Consider the following 17,344-nt stretch of genomic DNA (forward strand, 5'->3'; position numbering starts at 1 on the left):
TTAACTTCATTTAAAGCATTTTAGCAATAAAATAAATTATATCTTCGTTTTCAAAAATCAATAATTTGGATATAACATATGAGAAAACTATATTTTATACTGCTCTTTTTCTGTTGCATATTCTTAACAAGCTGCGATCCTTCGCAAGGCATTCTTTTTACTAACAAAAGTGAAAGCAATGTAAAAGTAAAACTCATTATAAATCCACAAGTTAAAAACGAGCAATTGGATGAAATGAAAAAAGGAGATTCAATTGTTTTTAATTTAATTCACCATAATCCAGAAGAAAGAGTCGGACATATTTATTTTGGAAGAGGAAGATGGAATGATGAAAACATTAGTGAAATCAGCAAATCTATAAGAAGCATTGAAATAGAAAATGATAACTATAAAATCATTTATAAATCACAAAGTGCAATAAATCATTTGCTGAAAGAAAATTATAAAGGCATCATCATGAAATCGTTAAACATTAAAATTGATGACGATTTTTTCAAATAAAAACAGCTAATAAACATAAATTAATCTACAAAAACCAACTATGACTTTAGAAGATTTCAAAAAGAATTTCAACAACCAAATTACAAACGAATTAGCACTATTTTTCGAAATAAACGACGAACTAGGATATGAAAATTATTCTCAAGGTTTCGGTCTTTATGAAGATGATAAATCTGGAATTTCAAGCTGGTCTGAAGATGAAGCTTTTTTAGATAAACTAATGCCTTTTGCACAAGCAAACGGATCGGGTTCTATGTACGTTTTATGGAATAATGACTCGAACAAATCTTTAAACGAATTACCTGTAGTGGTTTTTGGTGACGAAGGCGGTTATCATATTGTTGCAAAAAACATTTTTGATTTTATGCAACTACTAACTTTTGATACTGAAATCAGCGTTGATCACGAAGAAGCTTACTTTTATAAAGATGAAGATTATGAAGAAAGCGAAAATCTACAAGAGTATATTAGCTGGTTAAAAGAAAACTTCAATCTTGAGGCAATAGAAGAAACAGAATCTATTATAGAAAATGCGCAGGAAAAATACAAAGCGGATTTTGATAATTGGGTTTCTCAGTTTTATTCTGAAGATTAGTATTCATTTTACAAAAACATTAACATTAAAACTATTCTTACAGGAAGAAAATCAATTTATATTTGACTTACCAATTATAATCTTTCTAACATAAACATTTTAAACAAAATGACAAAAGTAATTACAATTTTGACTGTTGCTTTATTTTCAATTGGAGTAACCGCTCAAGAAACAAAACCAGCAGCAAAAGAAAAAGCTAAAAAAGAATCGTGCTGTAAAAAAACAACAGATAAAAAAGACAAAAAATCTTGTTGTGCGAAAAAATAATTGAAACTCAATTTCAAAGAAAAAGGCCTCAAATATTTGAGGCCTTTTTTTATGGTCTTCTTTCGCCACGAATTTTCACGAATTAGAAATGCTTAATGCATTTGTAAAAATAATTCATGCAAATTCGTGACAAAGTTTTAAAACTATTTCAATCTTACACTCCACTCAAAATCCATCTCAGAAACTTGAACTCCTTCTTCATTAGTTCCAATAGATTTCATCCAGAAAGTCTGCCCTTCTCCTGTTTCAATTGTTTTTTTAATGGCATCCGCAATTAAATGTCCGTCATTGCAGACAAATGTAATTCTGCCAGTTGCTTTTTTTGTGAAGTTTCCTTTGTTGTTAGCCACCAACATCGAGATCTTTTTACCACTTTGTTGAATCTGTGAGATCACCAAAGCTCCAGTTGTCAATTCTGCCGCCATTGCCTGAACAGCAAAGTACATAGAATTAAACGGATTCTGATTGATCCATCTGTGCTTAACACTAACCACACATCGGTCTTTGTCGATTGCTTTTACACGTACACCACAAATGTATGCAGATGGTAATTTGAATAATACAAATTTGTTGAGTTTGGAAACTGAAACTGCCATGTGATATATTTTTTATGTAAAAATACAAAAAAACTATGCACGCACAATATATTCTTCAAATATGAAAAAAACCTCAATAAAATCAATACTTAGAGATGATTTTCAACAATTTAAACCGCATTTTAAAAGTTTAAAATTGTTAATTTTTTGTTAATATTTGGTACTATGCAAAACAAGATACTGTCTTTTAGACATATATTTGCATAAGAAATTACTATATACTTTTAATCATGGAAACAACAACACCACTCATCATGGAAAAAACATCAGAAAAGAATACAGCATCATTTACTCATTTGAGTACTTTAAGTCAATATATAATTCCGTTTGGGAACTATATTTTTCCGCTAATCATTTGGACAAATTATAAAGACAAGTCTGAATTTGCAGATCATCACGGAAAACAAGCTTTAAACTTTCAGTTAAGTATTTTGCTTTACAGTTTGATCTTAGCACTTATTGCTATACCAATTTTCTTAACTGTTTTCTTGCAGAATATTCCAGTGGAAGCTGTTTTCAATGACCACAATATTCACATCAGAAACTTTAATTTCCAAGCCCATATTGGAATGCTAAGTGTAGGAATTACAGCTGTAGTGCTTTTTGGATTACTAAAATTTGTTGAATTCTTTTTAGTGATTTACGCTTCTATAAAAGCTTCAAACGGAGAATTGTACAAATATCCGCTAACGATTCCTTTTATAAAGTAATCATCGAAAAGGTTAAAAGTTATACGTTATACGAACTCATTCTAATAGAATAAATTCGAGATCAATCATCAATCAATCATCATCAATCAAAAAACGAATTGTTCAATCAAAAAAAAACAAAATGAAATTATGAACATTGAAAACACAAAAGCACAGATGCGCAAAGGTGTTCTTGAGTTTTGCATCTTATCTGTATTAAAAGAAAAAGACGCATATACATCTGAAATATTAGACACTTTAAAAAACGCAAAATTACTAGTTGTAGAAGGAACCGTTTATCCGTTGTTAACTAGATTAAAAAATGACGGTTTACTAAATTATCGCTGGGAAGAATCGACCTCTGGGCCACCACGAAAATATTATGGATTAACCGAAATAGGACAAACATTTTTAAACGAACTTAGCGGTACTTGGACAGAATTATCCGACGCTGTAAACTTAATCACCAATCAAAATCAATAAGTCATGAACAAAACAGTAAATATTAACTTAGGCGGGATGTTTTTTCATATCGATGAAGACGCATACTTAAAATTAACACGCTATTTTGACGCAATAAAACGATCACTTAACAACTCTTCTGGACAAGATGAAATTATTAAAGATATCGAAATGCGTGTTTCTGAATTATTATCAGAAAAACAAAAAAGCGAGAAACATGTTGTTGGACTGAAAGATGTTGACGAAGTGATTACGGTGATGGGACAACCTGAAGATTATAGAATTGAGGACGAAGAAAGCACCAATCAATCTTACAATGATTTTGGGCAAAGAAAACACAAAAAATTATACCGCGATAAAGAAAAAGGTTTAATTGGAGGTGTCGCTACAGGGCTAGGACATTATTTTGGAATTGATGCTGTTTGGATTAAAATCATATTCTTAATCTTCGTTTTTGCAGGTTTTGGAACTGGAATTTTAGCTTATTTTGTTCTTTGGATTGTAACGCCTGAAGCAGTTACAACTTCAGAAAAATTAGAAATGACTGGAGAGCCGGTAACTATTTCGAACATCGAAAAAAAAGTGCGTGAAGAAATTGATTCATTATCTGAGAAATTCAAAAATGCAGATTATGACAAAATGGGAAACCAGGTAAAGTCGGGAGCTGGGAGAATAAGTAGTTCATTTGGAGACTTTATCATGACGGTTTTTAAAATTTTTGCTAAGTTTTTAGGAGTTGTCCTAATCATAGCTGGAATTTCAACTTTAATCATGTTATTGATTGGTGTTTTTACTTTAGGAACAAACATTTTTATTGATTTTCCTTGGCAGAATTTTGTAGAAGCTGGAAACTTTACAGAATATCCAATCTGGTCATTTGGTTTATTGATGCTTTTTGCTGTCGGAATTCCGTTTTTCTTCTTAACACTTTTAGGTTTCAAATTGTTATCTCCGAACTTAAAATCAATTGGAAATATTACAAAGTATACTCTTTTAGCTGTTTGGATTATTGCAATTGCAATTGTAATTAGTATCGGAATTAAACAAGCAACTGAAATTTCTTATGATAACAAAGTCGTAGAGAAAAAGCTTTTTGGAATCAAAGCCGCTGACACATTATATATTAAGTTTAAATACAGTGACTATTACACAAAAAGTCTAAATAATTACAGAGATTTTGAATTTGTACAAGACTCGGCAAACAATGAATTAATTTATTCAAATGATGTTCGCTTACATATCTTACATACAGATGAAACTACTCCTTTTATTCAAATAGAAAAAAGTGCAAGAGGAAATTCTTTTACAAACGCTAAAAAAAGAGCAGAAAAAATTAATTATAAGTTTCAAATTAGCGGAAATCAATTAATTTTGGATAATTATTTTCTGACAGATGTTAAAAACAAATTTAGAGGACAAGAAGTAGATGTTTATTTGTACGTTCCAGACGGACAATTAATTAAACCAGATTCTTCAATAAGAGATTACTATAATTCTGACGATGATTTCTTCAATCTAAATTATGATGGAGATTACAATTATAAAGTTGAAGGATCAAAAGTGAGATGTTTAAATTGTCCTGCAGACGATAATGATGACAATGATTCTGACGAAGTAAATACTATTGAAAACGACACAATAAATGAAGTTTCGGTTAAAATTAATGGAAAAGAAGTTTTAAACGGAAAAAAAACTAAAGGAAAGCTAACCACTGACAAAAACGGAGTTATAATCAAAATAAACTAAAGCCATGATAAAAATAATCATTCATATTACGAAATTTATAATTGCTGCTGTTACTGCCTTATTATTTGCTTCTTGCAATTTTAATATGAACACAATCGAAGGAAGCGGGAATGTTACCACCGAAAAAAGAACTGTTCAAGGTGATTTTAAAAATATAAGAGTCAGTAATGCTATTGACGTAGTAATCGAACAATCTGATTCTAGAGAAATTACGGTTGAAGCCGATGATAATCTTCAAAAAGAAATTGAAACTAAAGTAGAAAACGGAACATTGGTAATTAGTTGCAAATACAATTCTTTCCGCAACATTACAATGAAAAAAGTAACCGTAAAAATGCCGGTTGTCGACAAAATAGAGGCTTCAAGTGCATCATCTGTTCAAAGTAAAAATGTTATTGAAGGGCAAGATATAATTTTAGAAGCTTCAAGCGCAGCATCGATGCAAGTAAACATTGAATCAGATAAAATCTCAGTAGATTCTGGAAGCGGAAGTTCTGTAACTATTGAAGGCAAAGCTTTAAATCTTAACACTTCGGTTTCAAGCGGCGGAAGTATTGATGCGGCTAAATTAATGGCAAACGATATTCATGCAGAGGCTTCAAGCGGCGGTACTGTTTCTATACATCCGATAGTAAGTTTAAAAGCAGAAGCTTCAAGCGGAGGAAACATCGATTACAGCGGTTCTCCAAAAACAGTTGAAAAATCAGCAAGCTCTGGAGGAAACATTAACAAAAGCTAAAAAGTAGTAACTGTTAAATATAAAAGAAATCATTCATCAAAAGTGGATGATTTTTTTATATTTGTCAAAATCAAATCTAGAATTAATGAAAAAAAGTACAGCACTGCTCCTATTATTATTGGTTACAACATTAACTTTTGCACAAAAAAGAGAAAAAATTAAAGGTTCTAAAGTTGTAACGACTTCGATAAAAGAAGTTGGTAGTTTTGACGCCATTGAAGTCGATGATAATTTGGAAGTTTATTTGGAACGCGGAGAGAAAAATGAAATTAAAATTGAAGCCGATGATAATCTACATGATATTGTTGGAATGGATTTAAGAGAAAAAACGCTTCGACTATACACTAACAAAGAATCGTCTATTTTTAAAAAATTATCTGTTCGAGTTACTTATACTAGTTCATTGAATAAAGTTATTACGAAAAATGAGGCTATCGTTTATGCTATTCAAGAATTACAATTAGACGACATCACGATGAATTGTCTTGATTTTTCTAAATTGTTTTTGAATGTTAATGCTAAGAAATTCGCTTTAATTGCAGATGACAAATCTAAAACTGAATTAAATTTAAAAGCAGATGATGGAAGTTTACAACTAAGTAAAAATGCATCTGTTAAAACTTTGGTTTCGGCTATCAAATTTAAATGTGATTTGTACCAAAAAGCAAATGCTGCGATTGAAGGTATTGCCGAAAAAGCTACAATTAGATTAGACAATAATTCTGTATTTACAGGAACAAAATTCACACTGAAAGAGGCGAATGTTACTGCAGAAAATTATGCTGTAGGAACTATTTTTGCCGAAACAACACTTTCATTGGCTATCGGAGATAAAGCAGAACTTTCTCTTTTTGGAAATCCAAAAATCGAATTGACTCGTTTTTCTGAAGAAGCGAAATTATTCAAAAAGGTTAAATAAACTTATTGTTTCAAGTCTTTCTTGTTTCAAGTTTCAAGTTGAAATTAAGACATTAATATAAAGAAGAAAATCCCAGCCTAATTTAGACTGGGATTTTTTTTATTGTAAAGATTTCAGCGCTCCAATAACCTGAAACAAAAGAAAACTTGAAACTTGAAACTAAAAAATTTATTCTTTAGAAGCCAAATATCTCTCAGCGTCCAAAGCTGCCATACATCCTGTTCCTGCAGCAGTAATTGCTTGACGGTAAACCTGATCTGCAGCATCACCAGCTACAAAAACACCTGAAACATTTGTTCTTGATGTTCCCGGAGTATTTACAATATATCCAGTTTCGTCTAGCGTAATGTAATCTTTAAAAATGTCTGTATTTGGTTTGTGTCCAATTGCTACGAAGAAACCAGTTGCTGGAATTTCGATAGTTTCACCAGTTGTTTTGTTTAATGCTTTAATAGCGTGTACTACATTATTATCACCTAGAACTTCAACAGTATCGTGATTCATTAAAATCTCAATGTTTTCTGTTTTACGTACTCTTTCTTCCATGATTTTAGAAGCTCTGAATTTTTCACTTCTAACCAGCATTGTTACTTTTTTACAAAGTTTAGATAAGTAATGAGCTTCTTCACAAGCTGAGTCACCTGCTCCAACAATTACTACTTCTTGATTTCTGTAGAAGAAACCATCACACACAGCACAAGCAGAAACTCCGCCGCCCATATTTAAATAGTGTTGTTCTGATGGTAATCCTAAATATTTAGCTGAAGCACCCGTAGAAATAATAACAGTTTCACAGTGTAATTCGATTGAATCATTAATCCAAACTTTATGAATATCGCCAGAAAAATCAACTTTTGTTGCCCAGCCGTCACGGATATCTGCGCCAAAACGTTTTGCTTGTTCTTGTAACTGAACCATCATTTCTGGTCCTGTAACTCCATCAACATACCCTGGAAAATTTTCTACTTCATTAGTTGTAGTCAACTGACCTCCAGGCTGCATTCCTTGATATAAAACCGGATTCATGTTTGCTCTGGCTGCATAAATAGCTGCAGTATAACCTGCAGGGCCAGAACCTATAATAAGGCATTTAATTTTTTCTATTGTATCTGACATAACGTGTATAGTTTTTTTGTGATGCAAATGTAAACTTTATTATAAAAAATTAAGGCTAAAATAAATCCTAAATAACTATGTTCAAATAAGTTTTATTTATTTTCATTTTTTCCTTTTGTAAACAAAAATTATTTATATCTTTGCATCCGCTTTCGGGCAGTACCACAATACATCATCGGGGTGTAGCGTAGCCCGGTTATCGCGCCTGCTTTGGGAGCAGGAGGCCGCAGGTTCGAATCCTGCCACCCCGACAAAAGTCTTTTCATTTATTTGGAAAGACTTTTTTTTTGCTTCCATCTCAATTATAAATACGCTAAAAGGTTATCGCGTCCCGATTGAAAATCGGGAAGACCGCAGGTTCGAATCCTGCCACCCCGATAAAAGTCTTTTCATTTATTTGGAAAGACTTTTTTTTTGCATCCATCTCAATTATAAATACGCTAAAAGGTTATCGCGTCCCGATTGAAAATCGGGAATACCGCAGGTTAGAATCCTGCCACCTCGATGAAAATCTTTTCATTTATTTGGAAAGACTTTTTTTTTGCATCAATTTCAAATATAAATAACACGCAACGGTTATCGCGTCCCGATTGAAAATCGGGAATACCGCAGGTTAGAATCCTGCCACCCCGATAAAAGTCTTTTCATTTATTTGGAAAGACTTTTTTTTTGCATCCATCTCAATTATAAATACGCTAAAAGGTTATCGCGTCCCGATTGAAAATCGGGAATACCGCAGGTTAGAATCCTGCCACCTCGATGAAAATCTTTTCATTTATTTGGAAAGACTTTTTTTTTGCATCAATTTCAAATATAAATAACACGCAACGGTTATCGCGTCCCGATTGAAAATCGGGAAGACCGCAGGTTAGAATCCTGCCACCTCGATGAAAATCTTTTCATTTATGTGGAAAGACTTTTTTTTTGCATCCATCTCAATTATAAATACGCTAAAAGGTTATCGCGTCCCGATTGAAAATCGGGAAGACCGCAGGTTCGAATCCTGCCACCCCGACAAAAATCTTTTCATTTATGTGGAAAGACTTTTTTTTTGCATCAATCTCAAATATAAATAACACGCAACGGTTATCGCGTCCCGATTGAAAATCGGGAAGGCCGCAGGTTCGAATCCTGCCAACCCTGACGAAAAAAAGCTCTAACTTCTGTTAGAGCTTTTTTTTATTTAAGAATATTTTTTCTTTTACTTCTCCATCACAATATAAGCAGGATACGATTCCCGATTAGGCAAATTAAATTCCTCATCAAAAGGCTGTGTTCCTTCTCCATTATTATATAATGCTACGCGTTTTGCACCAGTTGCGGTGCTGCCGCCAATCCCATTAATAACATTTTGAATATTACCCGGACCGGCAAAACGAGTGGTACACATTTTTTCGAGTTTCACATTTGGACTATTAGGCACTTCAAAACCATTTTTCTTACTCACATTACCATCTGTTCCTGTAAAAACAGCATAAGATCCCATTCCAATACTTTGATGTTCTTTTACCGTATTAGCTACTTTAAACGCTGCGTAACCAGCAACCCTTCCTCCTTGACTGCTCCAGGTTGCTTGATTCGGCGCATCATAAGGCGGTTCGTTTTGAAAGAAAAAAGTTCTGCCGCGTTCTCCCAACCATAATACCTCATATTCTTGATAGTGTTCTGTAAACAAACCATAAAGTGTAACATCATCTCCAGTAACAATAAGTCCGTTCTTGCATCGATCTCTTAACCAGCGTGCATCGCCACCTTTCTGCGAACCATGATCGGCACGCCACAGCCAGAAATGATCACCCACCACATTATTACTGTTAATTTGCATAGAAGCATGTATCTGAATATTCTTTGATTGAACACCACCTACTCTGCAAGTAATATCTGTAAGCAGAATTGGATCTGCAGAATGGTCGGCATTTGCTCCTTCGTTTCCAATTCTAATTTGATAAGTTGTACTATTAAAGGAATCCATAAGAAGTCCAGCAATGATAATTCCATCTTTGTCATCAGCATAAATACATCCCCAAATATTTTTCTCAGTCGGTTCAAGTGTTACAGAAGCTATACCGGCACCTAAAAGTATAGCGTCTTTTCTATTGACTTGAATAGGAGCATTCAGTGAGTAATGTCCTGGAGTGAAAAATATATTTTTACCAGCTTTTAATGCATTATTGATTTCCAGATCAGTATCACCTTCTTTGGCAACATACCAATTAGTAAGCAAATCTTGAATTTCGCCTTTACCCATATCTGCTGCCGACCAAGAAACTCCTACTCTATCTTTTTGCCATGCAGGAACAAAAACTTTGTATTCGCCATCCTTATCTAAAAAAAGAAAAGGTTTTTCTCTTATAATAGGCGTAGCAGGAATTGGAGAATTAGCATCATCTGCCTTTGGAGGATTAACACAGCCTTGCCAAACCATATTATAGGAACCGCCCATAGCTCCCGAGCCAGAAGGAAAAATGGCATTTCTGGTATACCATTGCTGTTGTCCGCCCCAATTAGGCCTGGATGATGTATAATGAGTATCGGCAATAAAACCGCCGCTGCCCCAAAAATTCGTGTCGCCAATATCTGAAATATATTTTGAAGTACTTTCAATCAGCATTCTTCGTGCACTGGTTGATTGAGAGACTGTCCAAGCAAAATCTCGCATTATTTCAACATTTTCTACAGAACGCCAAAAAGTACAAGTAGCATTTGCTCCACCCGAAAGATGAGGTTTCGTAAAGATAGACCCTAGTTTAACATCTGACGGAACTTTTCCTAAACCTCCAATGTGAGAGTAGAATCCTAATTCTATCGAGTTAGCTTCAGCCGATGACGCAGAACCCGATCCGCCAGAATCGTAAGTTTGTCCTTCAATATTTGCTTTAAAATAATATGCCTGACGTTTTGTTGTCCATTCGCCATTTGATCCGCCTAGACCAATAGATCCAAAATGTGAATTAATATCTTTTCGAGCTGTTTCTGCCTTTTCGTATTTTCTATCATAGAAATACATATTATCACCAAACATTTGATCTTCTAATGAAATTATGACTGTTATCGAATTACGAGTAACCTTATAATAGTTCTCGTATTTATTAGTATTTGGTTTATTGTCTATAAATGTCAGTTTAGAAGTTGAACCCACAGTCACAAAATCAGATGCTAAACGACTTCCTCCTCTTGTAATGATATAATTTCCAGAAGAACCAAAAGCCGACCATGATAAACTTATATTATGTTTCTTTTTGTTGTAAACAATTTTACGTTCGATTTTTTTATTCCCTTCTATTTTGTAATTATCTGAATAAGATGAAAAACTGCATAACAGCAGCATAAATGTAAATAGTGTAAATAATGAGATTACTTTTTTACTCATAAGAATATTCATTTTTGTGGTTTGATAGATTGTAATAGTGATAGTTTTTATAAAGCCCAAAATAGCAATAATCCTAAAGCTTTCTGTTCATTCCTATTCTCAATTTTCTCATCAAAAACACTACAAAATCTAAAAAATTTGTCTTTTTCTGACATAAATAAACCTTCTAGAACATATCTGTTTTTCTTTAATAGCTTTTTTTTGCCGGCAATGAAAAAGAAAATGAAATGAAAAAGATTATATTATGTATTGCCTTAATTTTTTCTATAGTTGGAATCGCACAGCAAAAAAACATCATTCCAATTGATTCCTGCTTATTAGCAACAAAAAGCGTATTATATAAGACAAATGCTCACGCTTCTTACTATCATGATAAATTTAATGGGCGAAAAACAGCGAGCGGTAGAAAATTCGACAATAATGATTTTACCGCAGCGCACAAAACATTCCCTTTCGGAACAAAACTAAAAATCACAAACGAAAAAAATAAAAAGTTTGTTTTAGTTGAAGTTATAGACAGAGGACCTTTTGTAAAAGGAAGAGAAATTGACCTAAGTAAAAGAGCTTTTATGGATATTGCTTCCAATAAAAAGAGCGGCGTTGTTTATGTGACAATCGAGATTTTAAAAAATTAGCAACTTATTATTTAAAACTATATTTAAAACCAAAATCTTAAATATAAAAAGATATAGGTTTTGTTTAGAATTAAATGATTTCAAAGCTTTAATCACAAAAAAGTGAATTAAATAAATAAGAAACATCTTTAATAACTCTTTTGAAAACTAAAATTAATTTCTGCAAACACCCACCAAACAACGGTTAAACAAACTTTCATAAATGTTAACAAAATAGATTTTCAAAAACCATAAATAATTGTATTTTTACGGTTCAAAATTCAGAAAATAAATGGGCAAAATCATTGCTATTGCTAATCAAAAAGGAGGCGTTGGAAAGACTACTACATCAGTAAATCTTGCTGCCTCATTAGGTGTTTTAGAAAAAAAAGTATTGTTGATCGATGCTGATCCTCAAGCCAATGCTACATCTGGTCTCGGAATTGACGTAGAAACAGTTGAAGCTGGAACTTATCAAATTCTGGAACACAGTATAACACCGAAAGAAGCCGTTTTAAAATGTACAGCCCCAAACGTAGACGTGATCCCTGCTCATATTGACCTTGTGGCTATCGAAATTGAATTGGTTGACAAAGAAAACCGTGAATATATGCTTAAAAAAGCATTAGAAAGCGTGAAAGATGAATATGATTATATCATTATCGACTGTGCGCCTTCTTTAGGTTTGTTAACCTTGAATGCTTTAACAGCTGCAGATTCTGTAGTTATTCCTATTCAATGTGAGTATTTTGCTCTTGAGGGATTAGGAAAATTATTGAACACTATTAAAAGTATTCAAAAAATACACAATCCTGATCTTGACATCGAAGGCTTATTGCTAACTATGTACGATTCAAGACTACGTTTATCTAATCAGGTTGTAGAAGAGGTTCAAAAACACTTTAACGATATGGTTTTTGATACCGTAATTCAGCGAAATGTAAAATTAAGTGAAGCGCCTAGTTTTGGTGAAAGCATTATTAATTATGACGCTACCAGTAAAGGTGCCGTAAACTATATTCATTTAGCTCAAGAAATTATAAAGAAAAACAGCAAATAGTTTTTATGACAAAAGCAATTAAAAAACAAGCCTTAGGAAGAGGATTATCAGCATTATTAAAAGATCCAGAAAACGACATTACATCAGTAGAAGATAAAAATGCTGACAAAGTTGTTGGAAATATTATTGAGCTTGAAATAAGTGCTATCGAAATAAATCCGTTTCAGCCTAGAAGCAATTTTAATGAAGAATCTTTACGCGAATTAGCCACTTCTATTAAAGAACTTGGTGTAATTCAACCTATTACTGTTCGTAAATTAGATTTCAATAAATATCAGTTAATCTCAGGAGAGCGCCGTCTTCGTGCTTCTACCTTAATAGGATTAACTCATGTTCCAGCATATATTCGTATTGCAAACGACAACGAATCGTTGGTTATGGCTTTGGTTGAAAATATTCAGCGTCATGACTTAGATCCAATTGAGATTGCATTATCATACCAGCGTTTGATCGATGAAATTCAATTAACTCAAGAACAAATGAGTGAAAGAGTTGGAAAAAAACGTTCGACAATTGCCAACTATTTACGTCTTTTAAAATTAGATCCGATTATCCAAACTGGTATTCGTGACGGTTTTATCAGCATGGGACACGGTAGAGCAATTATCAACATTGAAGACCTTGATGTTCAAACGGATATCTATCAAAAAATTGTAAGCCAGAATTTATCTGTTCGTGAAACAGAAGCTTTGGTAAAAAATTATCATGAAGGGCAGCAGCCTAAAGCTGAAGGAAAACCTAAAACAGATTCTGCGTTTGTGGTAAGAGAAACTCAAAAAAATACTTTTAACGATTATTTTGGTTCGAAAGTTGATATTAAAGTCGCTGGCAACGGAAAAGGAAAAATCACAATTCCATTCAATTCTGAAGCCGACTTTAACAGAATTATAAAATTAATAAACGGATAGTGAATAAAATTGTCCCCATCGGTCTATTGTTCTTTCTAACAGCAACCGTTTCTCTTTTTGCCCAGGTAAAAAAAGACACGGTTTTGGTCGTAAAAGACACTACTGCATTAGAAGAAATAGATCCGTTAACACCAGCAAAAGCAGCCTTTTACTCTGCAATTTTACCCGGCTTAGGGCAGGCTTACAATAAAAAATACTGGAAAATTCCATTGGTTTACGGAGCAATCGGAACAAGTTTGTACTTTTACATAGACAACAATAAAAAATACCATGATTATCGTGACGCCTATAAACGAAGATTAGAAGGCTATAACGATGATAATTATCAATTTTTGGACGACAACCGACTGATTGCCGGGCAAAAGTTTTACCAAAGAAACAGAGACTTATCTGCCTTATTTGTTGTTGGTTTTTATGTACTAAACATAATTGATGCCAATGTCGATGCCGCTTTGATTCAGTTTAATGTAAACGAAAGACTATCAATGCGTCCAGAAATTTATCCCGACGATGTAACATTTAAACCAAACGTTGGACTAACCTTTAACTACAAGTTTTAATAGAGTAACGTCTATTTAAAAATCAATAAAAAAATAATTATAATGAAAATTGCGCTTTTAGGATACGGAAAAATGGGGAAAGTAATCGAAAGAATTGCTTTAGAAAGAGGTCATGAAATAGTTTTAAAGAAAGATGAATTTAATAGCTATGACGGACTTTCAACAGCGGATGTTGCCATAGATTTTAGTGTTCCATCAGCAGCAGTTAATAATATCTCAGCATCTTTTAATGCTAATGTTCCTGTAGTTTCTGGAACAACTGGATGGCTGGAACATTACGACGAAATGATTGCTCTTTGCAATGAGAAAAAAGGCGGTTTTATTTCGAGTTCAAACTTTAGTTTAGGTGTAAATATTTTCTTTGGATTAAATGAATATTTAGCCAAAATCATGAATCAGTTCGATTCTTATAAAGTTTCGATGGAAGAAATTCACCACATCCACAAACTGGATGCTCCGAGCGGTACTGCAATTTCTCTAGCAAAAGGCGTAATTGAAAACAGTAATTATGCTAATTGGACTTTAGAAGAAGCTCAATCAAATGAAATTCATATAGAAGCAAAAAGAATTGGAGAAGTTCCTGGCACACACACCGTAAACTACGATTCTGTTATTGATAGTATCGAAATAAAACATACTGCTCACAATCGTGAAGGTTTTGCTCTTGGCGCTGTTATTGCAGCAGAATGGCTTGCAGGCAAACAAGGAATTTTCACTATGAAAGATGTACTAAACTTACAATAAATCGAATAAAGTTTTGGATTAATTAAAAACATTCAATCCTGAATTTGAAACTTAAAAATACAATATTATGACACTTTACTCTTGGTTCGTATTTTTCTTAGCTGTTCAAATAATTCATTTTCTTGGTACATGGAAACTGTATCAGGCAGCAGGAAGAAAAAGCTGGGAAGCAGCAATTCCGGTATACAATTCTATCGTTTTAATGAAAATTATCGGACGCCCGACTTGGTGGACACTATTACTTTTTATCCCAATCATCAACTTAATTATGTTTCCTGTTGTATGGGTAGAAACTTTAAGAACATTTGGTAAAAGATCTACTTTGGATACTTTTCTAGGCCTTTTCACTCTAGGTTTTTATATTTATTATGTAAATTATACTCAAAAATTAGAGTATCGTGCAGATCGTAAATTAACTCCTGAAAACAAAACTGGAGACACAATTAGTTCTTTACTTTTTGCAATTATCGTAGCAACTTTAGTACATACCTATGTTGTACAACCTTATACAATTCCGACATCATCTTTAGAGAAATCTTTATTAATTGGTGATTTCTTATTTGTGAGTAAATTAAATTACGGGCCAAGAGTACCAATGACTACGGTAGCATTGCCAATGGTTCATGACTCTATTCCTTTAACTAAAAGTAAATCGTATTTAAGCTGGCCGCAATTACCATATTTCAGACTTCCAGCTATCCAAAAAATAAAACGATGCGATATAGTTGTCTTTAACTGGCCAGTAGATACCGTTCATTATTTCTTTGAACCAAAAGGAAGACCAGGGGTTATCAAACCTATTGACAAGAAATCAAATTACGTAAAAAGATGTGTTGGTATTCCTGGAGACAGTTTATCAATAAAAGATGGTTTTGTTTTTATTAATGGAAAAAAACTGGTTTTACCAGAAAGAGCTAAACCTCAATATTCTTATTCTGTAGCCTTAGATGGAAAAACTCCAATTGATTTCGAATCATTATTTAAAGAATTAGACATCACTGATCCTGCTGGTTTTACAACAGAAAAAAGAGATACGCTTTACTTAGGATCATTAACAGAAGCTGGAGCTGAGCGATTCAAAAATACTCCTGGCGTTACTGCGGTGATACGTAAAATTGACAAAACAGACGATAACAGAATTTTTCCTCATATTAATAAGTGGAGTCAAGATAACATGGGACCAATTTACATTCCTGAAGCGGGAAAAACGGTTGCGTTAAACAATGAGTCACTTCCTTTTTACAAAGAAATTATCACGAATTACGAAGGAAATAAATTAGAATTACAAGGTTCTAAATTTTTAATTAACGGAAAGCCAGCAACGACATATACCTTCAAACAAAATTATTACTGGATGATGGGAGACAATCGTCATAACTCTGAAGACAGCCGTTATTGGGGCTACGTTCCAGAAAATCACATCGTAGGAAAACCAGTATTCATCTGGATGAGCTGGGATACGAACGGAAAAGGCATCAATAAAATTAGATGGAATAGAGTTTTCACTACCGTTGATGGTGAAGGACAGCCGCAATCTTACTTCAAATATTTCTTAATAGCTCTTGCATTATACTTCGTTGGAGATTTTGTATGGAGAAAAAGAAGAGAGAATAAAGCATAATTAAAAAAAAGTTATTTTTGTTTCAGGTTTCAAGTTTCAAGTTCGACAACACTTGAAACTTGAAACCTGAAACATTTAAAAAAATAAAAACATTAAATCGTTAAACTGGTAAATCGTTTAATCGTTTCTCAAAAAAGTACGATTAAGCGATTTACCGATTAAACTAAAATCACAATGAATTCCTTAATACTTCCGACTTATTTTTCATCTATTAGTCATTTTGCAGTAATAGCGCAATCTGAAAAAATCACATTTGAAATGGAGGATAATTTTCAGAAACAAACTAATAGAAATAGAACTTACATCTATAGTCCAAACGGAATTCAATTATTAAATATTCCTGTTAAGCATTCAAAAGAAGCACATCAAAAGACTAAAGACATTTTGATTGAAAATGAATTTGACTGGCAGAAACAGCATTTTAAATCGCTGGAAGCAGCTTATAGAAGCTCGCCTTTCTTCGAGTACTTCGAGGACGATATCGTGCCTATATTCGAAAAAAAACATACTTTTTTAATGGATCTGAATTTCGAAGTTTTAGACATTGTAACAAAATGTCTTCGAACGAAATTTGAATTCGGGAAAACAACAGAATATTTTCATGAAACACCAGATTTCGCTGATTTTAGATATTTAGCGAACGGAAAAAAAGACACAAACTCTTTCGAAAAATACACTCAGGTATTTGATGACAAACATGGTTTCATAAACAACTTAAGTGTTTTAGACTTACTTTTTAATGAAGGTAAATTTGCAATGGATTATTTGAAAACTCAGAAACTAGATGTCAAATAGAAAATCCAATTTTCATCTTTGAAATTTGGGTTTTAAAAAATT

Annotated in this window: 18 protein-coding genes and 1 tRNA gene; 16 read left to right on the forward strand and 3 right to left on the reverse strand. The window is 33.0% G+C overall.

Annotated elements, in window-relative coordinates; translation table 11 throughout:
- The first annotated feature begins 78 nt into the window (after positions 1-78).
- The 3 genes from QE431_RS18370 (at position 79) to QE431_RS18380 (ending at position 1,363) form a co-directional block, all read left to right on the forward strand.
- The gene (locus QE431_RS18370; protein WP_307298929.1) at positions 79-501 is read left to right on the forward strand and encodes a hypothetical protein; all 423 of its coding nucleotides are present in this window, start codon (positions 79-81) and stop codon (positions 499-501) included.
- A 40-nt stretch (positions 502-541) separates the two neighbouring features.
- Positions 542-1,096, forward strand: a complete 555-nt coding sequence (locus QE431_RS18375; RefSeq protein ID WP_307298931.1) for a hypothetical protein — start codon at positions 542-544, stop codon at positions 1,094-1,096.
- 108 nt (positions 1,097-1,204) lie between these two features.
- Positions 1,205-1,363 (forward strand): hypothetical protein, encoded by a 159-nt coding sequence (locus QE431_RS18380; protein ID WP_281866607.1) that lies wholly within the window; start codon positions 1,205-1,207, stop codon positions 1,361-1,363.
- Positions 1,364-1,506: 143 nt separating this feature from the next.
- Here the strand turns inward: QE431_RS18380 and QE431_RS18385 are convergent, their stop codons facing one another.
- Complete coding sequence (locus QE431_RS18385) at positions 1,507-1,959, reverse strand: DUF4442 domain-containing protein (RefSeq protein WP_307298933.1); 453 nt, start codon at positions 1,957-1,959, stop codon at positions 1,507-1,509.
- A gap of 230 nt (positions 1,960-2,189) precedes the next feature.
- On the opposite strand from QE431_RS18385, the gene QE431_RS18390 reads away from it, so the two are divergent.
- From QE431_RS18390 to QE431_RS18410, 5 genes are all read left to right on the forward strand, one after another.
- Positions 2,190-2,669, forward strand: coding sequence for a DUF4870 domain-containing protein (locus tag QE431_RS18390; protein WP_307298936.1), 480 nt, complete (start codon positions 2,190-2,192; stop codon positions 2,667-2,669).
- Positions 2,670-2,798: 129 nt separating this feature from the next.
- The gene (locus tag QE431_RS18395) at positions 2,799-3,131 is read left to right on the forward strand and encodes a PadR family transcriptional regulator (protein ID WP_008464689.1); all 333 of its coding nucleotides are present in this window, start codon (positions 2,799-2,801) and stop codon (positions 3,129-3,131) included.
- A gap of 3 nt (positions 3,132-3,134) precedes the next feature.
- Positions 3,135-4,856 (forward strand): PspC domain-containing protein, encoded by a 1,722-nt coding sequence (locus QE431_RS18400; protein ID WP_057117695.1) that lies wholly within the window; start codon positions 3,135-3,137, stop codon positions 4,854-4,856.
- A 4-nt stretch (positions 4,857-4,860) separates the two neighbouring features.
- Positions 4,861-5,595 (forward strand): head GIN domain-containing protein, encoded by a 735-nt coding sequence (locus QE431_RS18405; RefSeq protein ID WP_134142412.1) that lies wholly within the window; start codon positions 4,861-4,863, stop codon positions 5,593-5,595.
- Positions 5,596-5,680: 85 nt separating this feature from the next.
- Positions 5,681-6,514, forward strand: a complete 834-nt coding sequence (locus QE431_RS18410) for a GIN domain-containing protein (RefSeq protein WP_307298958.1) — start codon at positions 5,681-5,683, stop codon at positions 6,512-6,514.
- Between the two features lie 168 nt (positions 6,515-6,682).
- Here QE431_RS18410 and trxB read toward each other — a convergent pair whose 3' ends face one another.
- Positions 6,683-7,630: a thioredoxin-disulfide reductase gene (gene trxB, locus QE431_RS18415; protein ID WP_057117692.1), complete on the reverse strand. Its 948-nt coding sequence runs from the start codon at positions 7,628-7,630 to the stop codon at positions 6,683-6,685.
- Between the two features lie 176 nt (positions 7,631-7,806).
- Between trxB and QE431_RS18420 the strand changes: the two genes are divergently transcribed.
- A tRNA-Pro gene (locus QE431_RS18420) sits at positions 7,807-7,881 on the forward strand.
- 950 nt (positions 7,882-8,831) lie between these two features.
- On the opposite strand, the gene QE431_RS18425 is transcribed toward QE431_RS18420, so the two are convergent.
- A complete protein-coding gene (locus QE431_RS18425) occupies positions 8,832-11,000 on the reverse strand; it encodes a hypothetical protein (protein ID WP_307298961.1) in 2,169 nt (722 codons plus the stop codon).
- A 227-nt stretch (positions 11,001-11,227) separates the two neighbouring features.
- Here QE431_RS18425 and QE431_RS18430 point away from each other — a divergent pair, with 227 nt between their 5' ends.
- From QE431_RS18430 to QE431_RS18460, 7 genes are all read left to right on the forward strand, one after another.
- The gene (locus QE431_RS18430) at positions 11,228-11,635 is read left to right on the forward strand and encodes a septal ring lytic transglycosylase RlpA family protein (RefSeq protein WP_134142406.1); all 408 of its coding nucleotides are present in this window, start codon (positions 11,228-11,230) and stop codon (positions 11,633-11,635) included.
- A 271-nt stretch (positions 11,636-11,906) separates the two neighbouring features.
- Positions 11,907-12,674 (forward strand): ParA family protein, encoded by a 768-nt coding sequence (locus tag QE431_RS18435; protein ID WP_057114774.1) that lies wholly within the window; start codon positions 11,907-11,909, stop codon positions 12,672-12,674.
- Positions 12,675-12,679: 5 nt separating this feature from the next.
- Positions 12,680-13,582, forward strand: a complete 903-nt coding sequence (locus QE431_RS18440) for a ParB/RepB/Spo0J family partition protein (protein WP_057114775.1) — start codon at positions 12,680-12,682, stop codon at positions 13,580-13,582.
- Positions 13,582-14,142, forward strand: a complete 561-nt coding sequence (locus tag QE431_RS18445; protein ID WP_307298971.1) for a DUF5683 domain-containing protein — start codon at positions 13,582-13,584, stop codon at positions 14,140-14,142. The genes QE431_RS18440 and QE431_RS18445 overlap by 1 nt, the downstream gene beginning before the upstream one ends.
- A 42-nt stretch (positions 14,143-14,184) precedes the next feature.
- Positions 14,185-14,886, forward strand: a complete 702-nt coding sequence (gene dapB / locus QE431_RS18450) for a 4-hydroxy-tetrahydrodipicolinate reductase (RefSeq protein WP_057114777.1) — start codon at positions 14,185-14,187, stop codon at positions 14,884-14,886.
- A 67-nt stretch (positions 14,887-14,953) separates the two neighbouring features.
- On the forward strand, positions 14,954-16,507 hold the full coding sequence (lepB, locus tag QE431_RS18455; RefSeq protein ID WP_057114778.1) for a signal peptidase I: 1,554 nt from the start codon (positions 14,954-14,956) through the stop codon (positions 16,505-16,507).
- A gap of 174 nt (positions 16,508-16,681) precedes the next feature.
- Positions 16,682-17,302: a WbqC family protein gene (locus tag QE431_RS18460; RefSeq protein WP_307298976.1), complete on the forward strand. Its 621-nt coding sequence runs from the start codon at positions 16,682-16,684 to the stop codon at positions 17,300-17,302.
- The last annotated feature ends 42 nt before the right edge of the window (positions 17,303-17,344 follow it).

It is taken from the genome of Flavobacterium sp. SORGH_AS_0622, from assembly GCF_030818825.1.
Taxonomy (GTDB): Bacteria; Bacteroidota; Bacteroidia; order Flavobacteriales; family Flavobacteriaceae; genus Flavobacterium.

Coding starts and splice junctions, on each gene's coding strand:
- trxB (WP_057117692.1), bottom strand. CDS start 7,630: ATGTCAGATACAATAGAAAAAATTAAATGCCTTATTATAGGTTCTGGC.
- QE431_RS18410 (WP_307298958.1), top strand. CDS start 5,681: ATGAAAAAAAGTACAGCACTGCTCCTATTATTATTGGTTACAACATTA.
- QE431_RS18405 (WP_134142412.1), top strand. CDS start 4,861: ATGATAAAAATAATCATTCATATTACGAAATTTATAATTGCTGCTGTT.
- QE431_RS18385 (WP_307298933.1), bottom strand. CDS start 1,959: ATGGCAGTTTCAGTTTCCAAACTCAACAAATTTGTATTATTCAAATTA.
- QE431_RS18460 (WP_307298976.1), top strand. CDS start 16,682: ATGAATTCCTTAATACTTCCGACTTATTTTTCATCTATTAGTCATTTT.
- QE431_RS18380 (WP_281866607.1), top strand. CDS start 1,205: ATGACAAAAGTAATTACAATTTTGACTGTTGCTTTATTTTCAATTGGA.
- lepB (WP_057114778.1), top strand. CDS start 14,954: ATGACACTTTACTCTTGGTTCGTATTTTTCTTAGCTGTTCAAATAATT.
- QE431_RS18390 (WP_307298936.1), top strand. CDS start 2,190: ATGGAAACAACAACACCACTCATCATGGAAAAAACATCAGAAAAGAAT.
- QE431_RS18425 (WP_307298961.1), bottom strand. CDS start 11,000: ATGAGTAAAAAAGTAATCTCATTATTTACACTATTTACATTTATGCTG.
- QE431_RS18370 (WP_307298929.1), top strand. CDS start 79: ATGAGAAAACTATATTTTATACTGCTCTTTTTCTGTTGCATATTCTTA.
- QE431_RS18400 (WP_057117695.1), top strand. CDS start 3,135: ATGAACAAAACAGTAAATATTAACTTAGGCGGGATGTTTTTTCATATC.
- QE431_RS18430 (WP_134142406.1), top strand. CDS start 11,228: ATGAAAAAGATTATATTATGTATTGCCTTAATTTTTTCTATAGTTGGA.
- QE431_RS18395 (WP_008464689.1), top strand. CDS start 2,799: ATGAACATTGAAAACACAAAAGCACAGATGCGCAAAGGTGTTCTTGAG.
- dapB (WP_057114777.1), top strand. CDS start 14,185: ATGAAAATTGCGCTTTTAGGATACGGAAAAATGGGGAAAGTAATCGAA.
- QE431_RS18375 (WP_307298931.1), top strand. CDS start 542: ATGACTTTAGAAGATTTCAAAAAGAATTTCAACAACCAAATTACAAAC.
- QE431_RS18435 (WP_057114774.1), top strand. CDS start 11,907: ATGGGCAAAATCATTGCTATTGCTAATCAAAAAGGAGGCGTTGGAAAG.
- QE431_RS18440 (WP_057114775.1), top strand. CDS start 12,680: ATGACAAAAGCAATTAAAAAACAAGCCTTAGGAAGAGGATTATCAGCA.